General features: G+C 62.6%; 14 protein-coding genes. 2 read left to right on the top strand and 12 right to left on the bottom strand.

The annotated features are described in order from the left end of the window. Nucleotides 1-18 precede the first annotated feature (18 nt). From KF838_03440 to rpsL, 3 genes are all read right to left on the bottom strand, one after another. The gene (locus KF838_03440) at nucleotides 19-1,317 is read right to left on the bottom strand and encodes a metallophosphoesterase (protein QYK48909.1); all 1,299 of its coding nucleotides are present in this window, start codon (nucleotides 1,315-1,317) and stop codon (nucleotides 19-21) included. A gap of 217 nt (nucleotides 1,318-1,534) precedes the next feature. Beyond that, nucleotides 1,535-2,029, bottom strand: a complete 495-nt coding sequence (gene rpsG / locus KF838_03435) for a 30S ribosomal protein S7 (protein QYK48908.1) — start codon at nucleotides 2,027-2,029, stop codon at nucleotides 1,535-1,537. A gap of 130 nt (nucleotides 2,030-2,159) precedes the next feature. Further along, nucleotides 2,160-2,534: a 30S ribosomal protein S12 gene (rpsL, locus tag KF838_03430; protein QYK48907.1), complete on the bottom strand. Its 375-nt coding sequence runs from the start codon at nucleotides 2,532-2,534 to the stop codon at nucleotides 2,160-2,162. 148 nt (nucleotides 2,535-2,682) lie between these two features. Here rpsL and KF838_03425 point away from each other — a divergent pair, with 148 nt between their 5' ends. Next, a complete protein-coding gene (locus KF838_03425) occupies nucleotides 2,683-2,991 on the top strand; it encodes a hypothetical protein (GenBank protein QYK48906.1) in 309 nt (102 codons plus the stop codon). A 38-nt stretch (nucleotides 2,992-3,029) separates the two neighbouring features. Here KF838_03425 and KF838_03420 read toward each other — a convergent pair whose 3' ends face one another. Further along, nucleotides 3,030-4,496, bottom strand: a complete 1,467-nt coding sequence (locus KF838_03420) for a serine/threonine-protein phosphatase (GenBank protein ID QYK48905.1) — start codon at nucleotides 4,494-4,496, stop codon at nucleotides 3,030-3,032. 68 nt (nucleotides 4,497-4,564) lie between these two features. Further along, the gene (locus KF838_03415) at nucleotides 4,565-5,164 is read right to left on the bottom strand and encodes a cob(I)yrinic acid a,c-diamide adenosyltransferase (GenBank protein QYK48904.1); all 600 of its coding nucleotides are present in this window, start codon (nucleotides 5,162-5,164) and stop codon (nucleotides 4,565-4,567) included. 166 nt (nucleotides 5,165-5,330) lie between these two features. On the opposite strand from KF838_03415, the gene recJ reads away from it, so the two are divergent. Continuing rightward, entirely contained in the window at nucleotides 5,331-7,112 is a 1,782-nt protein-coding gene (recJ, locus tag KF838_03410; protein ID QYK48903.1) for a single-stranded-DNA-specific exonuclease RecJ, read from the top strand. A gap of 16 nt (nucleotides 7,113-7,128) precedes the next feature. Here recJ and KF838_03405 read toward each other — a convergent pair whose 3' ends face one another. The 7 genes from KF838_03405 to KF838_03375 all read right to left on the bottom strand — a co-directional run bounded on the left by KF838_03405 (nucleotide 7,129) and on the right by KF838_03375 (nucleotide 13,269). Next, complete coding sequence (locus KF838_03405) at nucleotides 7,129-8,388, bottom strand: tetratricopeptide repeat protein (GenBank protein QYK48902.1); 1,260 nt, start codon at nucleotides 8,386-8,388, stop codon at nucleotides 7,129-7,131. Nucleotides 8,389-8,464: 76 nt separating this feature from the next. Further along, complete coding sequence (locus tag KF838_03400; GenBank protein ID QYK48901.1) at nucleotides 8,465-10,759, bottom strand: hypothetical protein; 2,295 nt, start codon at nucleotides 10,757-10,759, stop codon at nucleotides 8,465-8,467. A 283-nt stretch (nucleotides 10,760-11,042) separates the two neighbouring features. Next, nucleotides 11,043-11,309, bottom strand: coding sequence for a hypothetical protein (locus tag KF838_03395; protein QYK48900.1), 267 nt, complete (start codon nucleotides 11,307-11,309; stop codon nucleotides 11,043-11,045). Continuing rightward, nucleotides 11,306-11,854 (bottom strand): prepilin-type N-terminal cleavage/methylation domain-containing protein, encoded by a 549-nt coding sequence (locus tag KF838_03390; protein ID QYK48899.1) that lies wholly within the window; start codon nucleotides 11,852-11,854, stop codon nucleotides 11,306-11,308. The genes KF838_03395 and KF838_03390 overlap by 4 nt, the downstream gene beginning before the upstream one ends. A gap of 41 nt (nucleotides 11,855-11,895) precedes the next feature. Continuing rightward, nucleotides 11,896-12,228, bottom strand: a complete 333-nt coding sequence (locus KF838_03385; GenBank protein QYK48898.1) for a hypothetical protein — start codon at nucleotides 12,226-12,228, stop codon at nucleotides 11,896-11,898. Nucleotides 12,229-12,306: 78 nt separating this feature from the next. After that, a complete protein-coding gene (locus tag KF838_03380) occupies nucleotides 12,307-12,741 on the bottom strand; it encodes a prepilin-type N-terminal cleavage/methylation domain-containing protein (GenBank protein QYK48897.1) in 435 nt (144 codons plus the stop codon). A gap of 102 nt (nucleotides 12,742-12,843) precedes the next feature. Further along, nucleotides 12,844-13,269 carry a prepilin-type N-terminal cleavage/methylation domain-containing protein gene (locus KF838_03375; protein QYK48896.1) on the bottom strand — a complete coding sequence of 142 codons (426 nt, stop codon included), beginning with the start codon at nucleotides 13,267-13,269 and terminating at the stop codon, nucleotides 12,844-12,846. Nucleotides 13,270-13,273 lie beyond the last annotated feature (4 nt).

Raw genomic sequence — 13,273 nt, 5'->3', positions numbered from 1 at the left:
CTCCTCGCCCCGTTGCCGTCACATTCGAGCGAGCGTCACTTCCACCACCTCGGGCCTCACCCCAATCCGCACCGGCAGGAACGACATCCCGATCCCGCGCGACACCACCACCGGGCACCGCGGCCCCTGCGCGAGCCCCGACGCGTACTTCTGCCCATACCGGCTCAGCGTCACCGGCGCACCGACCAGTGGCAGACGAATCTGCCCACCATGGGTGTGCCCCGCGAAGATCACATCCATCCGGGGCCCCTCGACGAACCCTCGCGTCTCTACGGCGTCCGGCTGGTGCTGGAGCACGATACGGGGCATTTCTTCCGGCACACCCCGGAACGCCGCCTCAAAGTCCATCGTGTCCCTGCCGAAGTCACCAAGCCCCGCGATGCACAAGCCCGCGACCGGCGCCTGTTCCCACATTCCCCGCGTCGCGGCATCAATGAACACGCGATCGTTGTCCACCATCCGCACGCCCACACCCGACAACTGCCTCTTCATGTCCAAGCCGTCACCGTACCAATCATGGTTCCCAAGAACCCCGATCACAGGTCGCCCCGTCCGGACAAGCGGCTCGAACAACGCCGCGGCCCGCGCGTTGCAGTCTGTCCCACGATGCACATAGTCACCCGTCAGCAGGAACACATCCGGCTTGAGAGTGATCGACTCGCGCACCACCCGCGCCACAAACTCCGGCGGCACGTGCGGCCCGAGATGCGTATCCGATATTTGCACCAACCGCATCCCCTCAAGCCCGCGCGCCAGATCCTTCACCGCGACCGTGTACCGCTCAATCTTCAGATCAAACGGCGCGACCACCACGCTGTGCGCCCCCACAAGCCCGCCCGCAGCACCTCCGATCACCAGCGGCCCATCCAACAGGAACGCCCGCCTCGACGGAATAGAGGGCCCACCAATGTCAAGGCCCGCGTGCCGCTCTCGCACCTTTCTCGGCTCTCTGCCCATCAGCACAGAACGGCTCCATACCCATACGCGCAGCATTGTCCGAAGCCCGAACAGCACGCACGCCCAGCCGATCACCACCGAAGACACAATCAGCAGTGCGCTCCGGTCGGCCCGCATATGCAACAGGGTCATCAGCGCGACATTGAATGCCTGTGTAGGCAACGCAATCAGATTCGCAATCGCCCGTCCTGCTTGTGTGGAGAGCACACCATCAAGGTGCGTCGAACCGCCCCACAAACCGAGTTGAACCCAAGATCCCACAACGCTCAGCACAGCCCAGGCAACAATCCATGGGCCAAGACTCGCCACCGCACGCGGCACACGCAGGTCCTCACCATTGCCCTCCGCCAGTGCCCACATCCTGATTACTCCTGGTACCGCATCGAATCGACAGCCGTCGAATCGCCGCACGCTCTGGTACGTCGGCCTCCGGATCTTGTTCAATGAGCGATGGACACCGGCCCCCGTCAAGAACCATCACTCGACACGCAATAACCAAACTCGGACGCTCGCGCGGCAAAAACAAAGAGGCCCGGCAGATCTGCCGGGCCTCGTGAAAGCTCGAAACGGCGCTCGATCAGTGAGCGAAGTGCGCGAATGCCTTGTTTGCCTCGGCCATGCGGTGCGTCTGATCACGCGTCTGCATCGCCTTGCCCTCACCCTTCGCGGCGGCGACGATCTCATCAGCGAGGCGATGGGCGAACGGACGACCCTTCTCGCTCCGGACCGCAGCGATGATCCAGCGGAACGCCAGCGACTGCTGACGCTTGTTGTTCACCTGCATCGGCACCTGGTAGTTGGCGCCGCCGATTCGCTTGGAGCGAACCTCGACATACGGCTTCACGTTGTTGATCGCCATATGGAAGCAGCCGATCGCGTCGGCTGGCTTGTTCGGATCCTCGATCTTCGCAAGCTTCTCGTCGATGATGTCCATCGCGTCGTAGATGATCCGCGTCGCGACAGACTTCTTGCCGTCTTCCATGACGCAGTTGATGAACTTCGAGAGCACCTTGTCGCCGTACTTCGGGTCGGGACGGAGCTGCTCAACAGACGCTGTGAAACGACCACCCATGGAGGCCTCCTTCGTGGCTCATCCGCCGCAACGCTGCGGCCCTGTTCACCGGCCCGGGCGGGCAACCCGTCGCCGATTACTTGCCCGTCAAGCACAAGCGGCATCCACGTGGATGCCGGCGCATGACAGATTACTTCTTGCTACGCTTCGCGCCGTACTTGGAACGACCCTGCTTGCGCCCCTCGACGCCGAGGCAGTCCAGAGACCCGCGAACGATGTGGTAACGCACACCGGGAAGGTCGCGAACACGACCGCCGCGAACCAGCACGATCGAGTGCTCCTGAAGGTTGTGCCCCTCACCGCCGATGTACGCCGTGACCTCGCGCCCGTTCGTCAGGCGAACACGCGCGATCTTCCGCAGAGCCGAGTTCGGCTTCTTGGGCGTCGTCGTGCGGACGATCGTGCACACGCCCTTCTTCTGAGGCGACCGCTGGAGATCGAGCGTGCGAGACTTGGAGGCCTGCACACGCCGTGGCTTGCGAACGAGCTGATTGATGGTCGGCATAGGTATTCCAAAAACGAGCGGGCGAGAACCACCGGGCATCGCCGGGCCACAATGCTAGCCCATCCCCAAGCCGCTTCAAGCGGAAGTTCGTCCAGTGTTTGCACCCAGACGCCGCCGGCTGCGGCATGACTTCGCTTACTCTTCGGGCATGAACCACCCCCTAAGCGTCCAGGCCTTCCAAGCATTGATCCGGGATCGCTACTACGCCACCGATTCGGCCAGAGGGCCTGCCGGCACCTTCCTGTTGTTCATGGAGGAGGTTGGCGAGTTGGCGACCTCTTTGCACGAGAATCGGCCAGGCAAAACCCCCACTTCCGAACAAATTATGAACATGCAGGAGGAGTTTGCCGACGTCTTGGCGTGGCTGGCGACACTTGCGAACATCATGGATGTCGATCTCGCGACAGCTTTGTCAAAGTACACAGACCCTGACCGGGTAAAGGGCGTCAAGGATTAACTGGCTGTCCGAAATCGTCCAAGACAAGCCCCGTCGGACTACCGCATCGTCGAAGCGTGGCTTTCACGCTCCGCAACACTTTCTCGCGGCATGCTGTCAAGCGTCCGGAAGACCTCGATCACGAGCGTGTCGTCCGCTGGCGGACCATGCCGGTGCTGCTCAACGACTCCCAGAATCACCTGAGGCCACGTTCCGCTCGGACAGTGGGATGGAGATCCCACAATTCGCTGCATGCCGCGGGTGCCCAGCATCTTGCCGTCTTTGTTCTTCGCTTCGAGCGCCCCATCGGTATACGCAATGACGGAGTCTCCCGGCCCGAACCGAAGGGTTCGCGGCTCAGGATCGAACTCCGCATCAGGGCACGCCCCGAGCACCAGCGCAGTGGACTGAAGCTCCTCGATCGTGCCATCGACCGCGCGCAGAAACGCCGTCGGATGGCCGCCGCTCGCATACTCAAGCGTGTCGTGAAGCGGATCGATGCGGCCGCAGATCGCTGTCACATACACCGAGTGGTTGGCGAGCGTGAGATGCACGTACCTGTTCAGCAGCTTGAGGACTTCACCGGGTCGGATGCTCGGATACTCGGCGAACAAGCGGCTCAGCTCCCCGTGCAGGCGATTCACGGTCAGCGCCGCCGGAATGCCGTGGCCCGTGACATCGACCACAACAAAGCTCAGCATCTCGCGACGACCATCATCCGTCGGAGAGCTCGCAACAAAGAGATAGTCACCGCCGATCTGTCGCATCGGCTCGTAGAGGTAGTGAAAGCGGATATCGCCCGAGTCCTGCGGCTTGGGAAAGAGCGACTCGTGGATCCGCCTGGCATCCGTGAGTTCCCGTCGGAACTCGCCGTACTTCGTCGCGAGCGCCCGCATCTTGAATTGCTCAACGCGCCTCGAGTGACGCAGCCAGCAGATCAGCGTTCCCGGCAGACCGACCAGGGGGCTGAGTCCGATGTTCACGATCATCAGTGCCACGCGAGTCTCGCCGCCCGCTCCCGGCTTCGTGCCCAGCACGATCGCAACCGCATTCACAAGCACAAGCACCACGATCGGACCGAGGGCTTGCATCGCAGTCCATGGCAGGAAACTGCACGCGAGCATGTGCGTCAGCAGCACACCCCACATCCCGAATCCCGCATGAGGATCGGTGAATGTCCAGAGTCCGATGTGAAGGAGGCCATCCAGCACAACGATCGCAAATGCAATCGTGTGGACACGCTCACGCGAGACATGACCGAGTAAGACGATCAGGTACGCGGTGATGTAGACAAGCAAGGACCCGATACCCACTCCGTACCCGATCAAATCTAGATCAGTTGTCTCACGCCACAGGTCCACCGCGGCCTTCATCACGATCGCGAAAAGCCCGACGACGCTGACCACTCCTGTGAACCACAGGAAACGCTTGTGCAGCAGTGACAGCGTCTCCGCCTCGAATTCCTGACGGAACTCCAGCGTCAGCGGACTCGAAACCGATGTGCTGTCCTTTGCTCGCTTCGCCACCAACGGCTCCATGAAGCACCCGCAATCAATGGTTCAAACAGAGTGCCGCGGGTAAGGCGACGAGTTTACTAGACTCGATTGGACCCAGGAACCCAGAGCGTGTCCGTCGCACCATTGTCGTTGGCGACACGCGAAAGAACAAACAGCAAATCACTCAGCCGGTTGAGATACCGAACAGAAACCTCCGAGGTTGCGTCGGGTTCGGCTCGTCGCAGTCCCACCACGAGTCGCTCCGCCCGACGCACGACCGTCCGTGCGAGGTGCAGCCCTGAAGACAGTCGGCTCCCACCCGGCAAGACGAAGCTGGTCAGGGGCGCAAGGTTCTCATTGAACTCGTCAATGAGACGCTCAAGTCTGTCAACCTGGCCGGGTGTTAGACGAAGTCTGGACCCCTCGGTCTCGGCCGAAGCCCTGGGCACGCAGAGATCCGCTCCCAGATCGAACAGATCATGCTGGACACTCAGGAGCACCCCCACGATCCGCTCCCCGTTCCCACCTGGCTCGCACGCGCCTGCCATCGCAATCGCCAGGCCCAACGCGGCATTGGCCTCGTCCACGGTGCCATATGCCTCAACTCGAGGATCGTCCTTCGCAACACGCCCCCCGGTACCCAAGCCAGTCGTCCCGTCATCCCCGGTGCGTGTGTAAATGCGGTTGAGTTTGACCATGCGGCCTCCCAATTACCCGTTGCCCGATCGCTCCAATCGTACATCATGCACAATCACATCATGACGGGTTGCAGCGGTCCCCGCACGGTCGTACGCTCGCTACATCGCTGGCCGCCCCCCCCGGTCGCGCCGGCTCGAACAATTCAACCGGAATGCGGCGCCACGGATGACGCAAGTTCACACAGTACGCGGCTTAACCAAGCTCTGGCGGCCGATCTCGTCGGGCTCCGACACATCGGCACGCCCCGGATCGAGCGAGTTCGCTCGGGGATATGAGCCGCTCACAGCCAGAGTCCTCGAGGCACGGGGGCTGCTGAACGAAGAATCCGTGAAGTTCCTTGCACCGCGCCTCGCTCACCTGCACGATCCTTCACTGCTCCCTGACATGGACCGTGCTGCGGAGCGCATCCTGCACGCGGCGGCTTCAAAGCAGCCCATCGCGATATACGGCGACTACGACGTCGATGGTGTCACCGCTTCAGCCATCCTCGCGCGAACCCTGAGAGCCATCCATCCTGAAGCCCGAGTCATCACATACATACCCCACCGTATCGACGAGGGATACGGGCTGAACGCCGAAGCGATCCGCTCGCTCGCCGAAGCGGGTGCGACCGTCGTCGTGACGGTCGATTGCGGCATCACGGCAAACGGTCCGGCGATGGTTGCACGTGATCTGGGCATCGATCTGATCATCACGGACCACCACAATGGCGCGGAGAATGAGGCCGACCTGCCGCCCGCGTACGCGATCGTTCACCCTCGCCGCCCTGGGTCTGTGTATCCCTTCGGTGATCTCTGCGGAGCCGGCGTCGCGTACAAGCTTGCTTGGCGGCTCTGCACGATGCACACGGGACATTCGAGACTCCCCCAACTGCTCCGCGATCTACTGGTTGATCTCCTCGGGCTGGCGGCTCTCGGTGCGATCGCCGATGTCGTCCCCCTGCTGGGGGAGAACCGTGTCATCGTTCGGTCTGGCCTCTCTCGCATCCGCACATCGCCGTTCATCGGCCTCCGAGCGTTGGTCAAGGCGAGCGGACTCGATGGCGACAGAATCGACACCGATGGTGTCGGCTTCTCGCTTGCGCCGCGCCTGAACGCGTGCGGCAGACTCGGCCACGCGAGAGAAGCTCTCGAGCTCATGCTCACCGACGACCCCATGAGAGCCGCCGAGATCGCCAGAGATCTGACACGCCTGAACGACAATCGCCGCGCGGTCGAGAAGCAGATCGCCGAACAGGCGTTCGAACTCGCCGGAGTGAGCGGCATGCTCGATTCCGACACCCGAGCAATCGTGCTCGCTCACCCAGATTGGCACACTGGCGTCATCGGCATCGTCTGCTCCCGACTCGTCGAACGTACCGGACGACCAACAATCCTGCTCCAGGATCAGGGAGAAATGCTGGCGGGCTCAGGCCGCTCCATCGACGGTTACTCGTTGCACGCCGCACTCTGCGAGTGCTCGCCGCACCTGCACACCTTCGGCGGACACGACATGGCTGCGGGGCTGAAACTCACGCCGGACAAGCTCGACGCCTTTCGCGACGCGTTCACTTCTCACGCGTCACGCATGCTCAATCCCGAAGATCTCATCCCAAGGGTACAGTTCGATTGCGACGCCTCGATCCGAGACCTGACGCCGCTCGCGATCCGTCAACTCGATCTCCTCGCACCTTTCGGGCGCGAGAATCCGCCGGTTCGGGTGAAGCTCAGCGGGCTTCGCGTCTCGGCGCGGCCCGAGCCGTTCGGCAAAGCCGGCGGGCACATCAAGCTCACCGTCCGTGACGGCGAACGTTCGCTGCGCGTGATCGGGTGGAACTGGGCGTCTCGTCACCCAGAAACGGCAGCGTCGATCCCCGTTGGCACGAGGATCGACGCGCTCGTCATTCCCAAACTCTCGACGTGGTCAGGCCTCGTCGAACCCGAACTGGTTGATCTCCAGCCGGGTTGACCTTGCAGGCGATCTCTCAGAGCTCGCCTGCCGACGCCATCTCCGCCTGCTCGACCGAGCCGAGGAGCACCGCAACATCTGAGTTCGCCGGATCCGCGCGGAGCGCGGCGCCGAGCGCGATGCGTGCGTCCTCATACTGACCACGGTCGGCAAGCATGATGCCCTTCAGCGTCAGTGCCGAGGCATGGCTCGGGCTGCGTTGCAGGGTGCGCTCCACCTCCAGCAGGGCGCGATCCGTGTCTCCCATCCGTCGATGCCACAATGCCTTCAGCATGTACCCATCCGGACGATCGGGCGCGAGTGCGATGACCCGCGCAGAGGCCGTCCTGACGCGATTCGGATCCTTGAGAACATACGCCACGTTCCCGAGACCGATCCACGCCTCTGTGTCAGCAGCGCCCTCAAGCCCGCTCGTGAGCTGCACAAGCACATCTCGTGCTTCCACCATCCGGTTCAGTTCCGTCAGGCAGCGAGCCCGGACGTGCAGAAGGTCGCGACGCGATGCGTTCTGAGGATCACGCAGCAGGCGAGAGACATTCATCTCCGCCTCGCCGAAGGAACCGATCGCGAGCTGAGCACGAGTCAGGTCTTCGAGGATCGCGCTGTCATCCGGCGCGAGCAGACGGGCCTCGTTGAACATGATCGATGCGGTCTTGGCATCGTCACGCATCATGGCGAGGTGACCGAGCGTCTGGCGAACGCCGGCGTTGTGCTCGAAACGCTCCGTCTGGCGCGTCAGGTAAGACTCCGCCTCCTGGGTACGTCCGAGATCGATCATCATCTCAGCCGCCGCGACGACGTGCTGCGCATTCGTGGGGTCAAGCTCGGCAGACTGCATGAAGTAGGACAGTGCTTCCTCGCGCTTCAGGACGCGCTCATACGCGATCGCCTGGAAGTAGCTCGCATCCGCGTTGGTCGGGTCGAGGGCCTCACCCCGCTTCAAGGAGATCAACGCCTCCTCGATCATGCCACGCTCGATGAGGATGCGCCCGCGGAGTACGTGCGCCCGAGCAACCGTCGGGCTCATGGCGAGTGTGGCGTCGATCAGACGCTGCGCCTTCTCAAGGTCGCCGGCCCGATACGTCTGCATCGCCATATCGAACTGCGTCGCGGCCTTCATCTGGTCAAGCCGCTCGCGAGACTTGTTGATCTGCTCCTGCGTGTACTTGCCGTGGCCGCGGAATGCGTTGCAACCCGTGGCCGTCATCACGCACGCGCCAAGCATCGCCATCGCGGCATTCCGCACGAACTTCGACTTCAGTGTATTCTCACCCATGATTCGTACTCCTTCTCTTGGCTTGTGCCAGAGATTGCCCGCCCTTGTCGAGCGGTCGGACCTTACACCCCGGATATCACTTGCTCATGTACAGGCCGGAAAGCTTCCGACCAGACCCGTTTGTCTCAACTCCGAACATCACGCCCCACGTCCGCTGCAACATCGCCCACACCGTCGCGAGCCCCTGGACAGCGGCGTTCCCGTCGGGAAGGACCCACGAGATCTCAGCATCGTCTTGCGCGCCGGCGCCCTGCTCACCCTGGCCGGGAATCTCGTCCATTCCGCTCTCGTCGCCGATGCGCTCCCACCAGGGAAGAGTGCCGTCGAAGTTGGCCGGCGTCTCGGCCTGGTCGTACGCGTTGCCCTCGAACATGGCATCTGCGAGCGTGCCACCCGTGCTCGAATGATCCAACTCCGTAGTCTGAGCGTCGGAACCGTCCTGCGCTGCGCTCGACTGGTTGCCGAGGGGGCGGGCCGCATCGGTCGCGCGGGCCGCCGCTCGGGCCTCGTTTCCGATGATCTGGTCGAGCATGCTGCCTGAAGGCCAGGACTTGACCTTCGCGGGAGCGATCTGCTCGCGGAGCAGGTGCGCATCCGGCTGGTGCTTGTTGAGAGCCAGGGCCCGGTTCAACTTGTGGTTCGCCCGAGCAACGTCGCCGGAAGCCGCAAGACGCTGCGCCTCCACCACATGCTGCTCGCTCTGGCGCGTGCGGCTGAAAGGCAGCAGACCCGCGCGGCTACCCGTCCTCACGGCCTCGACGTAGGTCTCGCCGCGACGACCCTGATCAGTCAGGATCGCATCGCTCACGATCGACGGCGTCACCATGAAGATGATCTCAGACCGCTGAACATCATTCTCGTGGCCGCGGAACGCGGCACCGATGATCGGCAAATCGCCGACAACCGGAATCTGACGACGGGTCGCCTTCGTGCTCTCACGGAAAAGGCCGCCGAGCACGATCGTCTGACCATCGCGGACCATCACATTCGCGACCAGCTCATTCGTGACCTCATCGGGGATCGTGACCGCGGCACCAGTCGCGTCGGTCACGTCACGGATCACCGCCTCAGAGACCTGTGGCTTGAGTTCCATCCGGATCGTGCCCTCCGTGGTGACGAAGGGTCGGACGTACAACTGAGTACCCGTGTCAAGGAACTCAACAGTCTGGGTTGTTGATGTGTCAGTTGCAGTCGTGCTCAGATAGCCGACCTTGCGACCGACCAGAACCCGTGCCGGCTGGCGATTCAGCGTGAGCAGCTTGGGTCGAGAGATCACCGACAGATCGGTCACCTCGTCGAGCAGCCGAAGGAAGACCGCGACGTCGCCCTCGACGATACCCGCCTTGAATGTCGCCGGTCCGTTGATGTTGCCGACGTTCGACGTCATGGCGCGGCCGTCACCGCGAGCGCCGGGGATCGGAACCTTTGTTTCCGAGCCGCCATTCAGCGAGCTGCCGACGCCGCTCACGAGTCCTTCGACCGCCTTCAGCGGCCCGCCGAGTGACACGAAGTCAGCGAAGTTCAGATCGCCGATCACGCCGAAGTCGATGCCGAACGCATTGGCTTCATTCAACTCGGTCTGAAGGATGGTCGCCTCGATCAGGATCTGCGCCGGGCGCGTGTCGAGTGCCTGGATCAGCTTCTCGATCTCGGCGACGTTCTCCTCGTAGTCATAGATCACGAGTGCCGACTCGTTCGCGTAGTCCTCGCCGCCCACCGGGGAATTATCAGGAATGTTGAACACCGCAACCCGACCGTTGGACTTGATCTGGCCACCATCGGAGAGAAGCGGCTTGACGAACTCCGCGGCGTCGATCGCGTTCAGGTAGTTCAGCTTGACGACCTTGCCGATTCGGACTCGAGTGGCCTCAGAGATCCGCTCGATCTCTTCGAGGGTGTACACATAGATGAAATTGCCCTTCTCGACATACCCGAATCCGTTCGCGTGCAGAATAGAGTCGAGGGCCTCGAAGAACGTCACACCGTAGAGATTCGCCGTGACCGTCGCGGAAACCGACTGGCTTGCGATGATGTTCCTCTGAGACTGCATCGAGAGCATCTGCAGCACGGTGGACAGATCCTCATCCTTGACATGCATCTCAACGATCAGGTTCTCATCGACCTCGACCTTGCCGTCCTTCGCGGGTTTCCCGCTCGGAGCGGTCGAGTTCGACGGAGCGCGACCACCCTGCGTCCCGGCAGATCCGGCCGTGCTCTGGCCGGTCGTGTTCATGACCTCGCGGAGCATGTCGTTCAATCCCTGAGCGGCACAAGGGGCCGCACCGGCAACGAGCGACACGGCGAGAGCCGCCGAAACCCTGCGGAGGGTGGGAGTGCCGATCATCATCTCGCGATTGCCATTCTGGGTCATGACTCGTCCTCATTGCCGCTGATGCCTGCCCGCTGATGCGGATGCCCGATATCCCCTCCGGGCCCGGCCCCCCGTCCAGCGTGCGCGACGCGGGGAGCCGCATCATGAATGTCGTCGCTTCCGGTTCCGGACTTTGGGATGAGTCTGACGATTGGCAGAGAACTCCGGTCCGCGCGGGTCCGAACGCATCATGCCAGCGTCGCACCGCGACCGGCTGACGCCGGAAGGCGGATCGGGCCTGCGATCGTCATTCTGATTTGTGTGTGATAGTGTCGGAACAGCGTCAATCCGGAGCATTATCCGGACGCTGCTGATTCTCTGAATGCGAGATGCCGGACTGAGTGGTCGTGGGGTCCGCAACTGCTTTCGACCGCGCTTCCGGCGCGGCATACGCTGTTCGCGGGATATCGGTGACCAACCGCAGCTTCGCCCAGATCAGCAGGCCGCACAGCAAGGATGCGCCGATCGCACCCGAAGCCGCGAGCTTTCGCTTTGCCCTGGCCGTCGCCGCTCGGCCGCGATCATTCTGAGCTTGCTTCAGGTCACTCATTCCGCGTTCCGCCTCTCGACGGTCACCCGCCCCGTGTATGCATCAACATTGACGCGATAGATCGATCCGGATCCGGTCACCTCAACGAAACCGCCAAGTCCAGGCGTTGAGGCATCAGGGTCTCGCTGGGGGCTGCCGAGTTCATCGAAGATCAGGATCTCGTCATCGTCGAACGCTGCCGCTGTGATCCTGGCGCCCCCGTAAACCTGGTCGCCGAAGTCCCGCATGTACCTGTTCCGCGGTCCCCCGCTATCGAACATCGCATTTGCCTCAACGTCGATCTCGCCGCCGATCACTTCGACGAGCGTGTAGCTGTTTGCCGTTGTGTCAAAGACTACAGCCCTCGCCTCTTGCATCGCAAGGGCATCGGACTGTGCAAAGGTGATGTCGGAGACGATCGTCCGGACTGATGCCTGCACTCGCAGCGAGTGCGCCGACGACATCTCAGGTATGACGAGAGCAGCCGCGATCCCAAGCACCGTGACAACAACAAGCACTTCGATCAGTGTGTATGCGCGTGCGGTCGTGCGTCTCAGAGATCCCATGCCTGCACTCCTGCGCCGCCCGAACTCACACATAACACGCGTCACTGTCCCGCGGCGGGTGCCGGCTTCTCTTTCTGAGCCGGCATCTCAAGCACCTTGACCTGCAACGGCTTGGCTAGTCTCCGCTCAACCGCGTCGATGCGCTGCGAGATCAGTTTCAACTCAGCGATCATCTGCTTGCGCTGATCCGCCGCGCTGATGAGGCCGGACTGGCCGTCCGGCTGCGATCCGGACGCGACAGCCGCCGCCCCGCGCCCGGAAACGCCCCTCGCGTCCACCCGATCCAGAACGAGATACCCGAGCATCACTGCGATCACGGCCATCAGAACCGTTGACGGGTCCGGCCGACGTGCGACGTGGCGTTGAGTGTTCATGCCATGAATATCGGTTCGGCAGTCCCTGCGCTTCACGGAATCACCCCGATTCAGCCACCAGTCCCCGAACCGCACACACTATTCGGCTCTGATCGGACGGTCAGAGGCGTCGAACCCCGCGGCCCAGACCCTCCCCGAAACGTCGTCGAAGATCCACCCATAGTCTGTGTGATAGGACTCGTCGGGTGTGTCGCGAATCACAATCCTCTTCGCGTTGACGTCGCCGACATAGGGGTTCATAGGAGCCCCCTTGAGATACTCGCCCCCGGTCGAGATCAGATCACCCCAGGTGCCGTCCCCCTCAACGACGTCAGGTAGGCGGTTGTCGTGGCGGGCTCTGTAAACGTCTACAGCGCGACGAAGCTTCTCCAGCTCGTAGACCGTGGTTCCTTCCGCTGCTTCGCGCCGTGCGCTCGCAAACTGGGGCACAACCATCGCAGCCAGGATTCCGAGAATCACAACGACGATCAGGATCTCGACCAGAGTGAATCCGCGACGGCACAAGTACGCCATACATCGCCCTCCGAGAACCCTGCACCAACGACATTCCCAAAGACGGCCGGCCCTGTTTCCAGTGCCGGCCGCGACTTCATCAATCAAGCGTGGACGTCACGATCAGGGCAGACGAGCCGCACGGATCGTGCCGGTCGCCCGGTCGTAGAACCAACCCGTGCCACCCTCCTCGGCAGCGCCGGCAGCGTCATCATCCGGATCCTCGCTGGCAGCAACAGTGGATGTGCCCGTAAAGGGGTTCACAGGAACGGCCTTGAGATAGTTCAGGCCGACCATGCCCTCGCCGCTGTCACGATCGCCCCAGCCGTCGGTCACGAGGTCGGGGTAGATGCCGTTGTTGCGGGCAGCCCAGAGCTCGAGCTGGTTCTCGATCGTGCTCTCCTGCGTCGCGGTGTTGCCGCCACGCGCCTCGTTGGCCGCGTTCGTGAACTGCGGAACGACGATCGCGGCAAGAATGCCGAGGATCACGACCACAATCAGGATTTCAACGAGCGTAAAGCCGCGCTTCACCGTACGACGAACATTCATGCTT

Source organism: Phycisphaeraceae bacterium (assembly GCA_019454185.1).
Taxonomy (GTDB): Bacteria; Planctomycetota; Phycisphaerae; order Phycisphaerales; family UBA1924; genus JAHBWV01.
The sequence above is the reverse complement of the archived record's forward strand: the minus strand, read 5'-3'. Positions and strand labels throughout refer to the sequence as shown.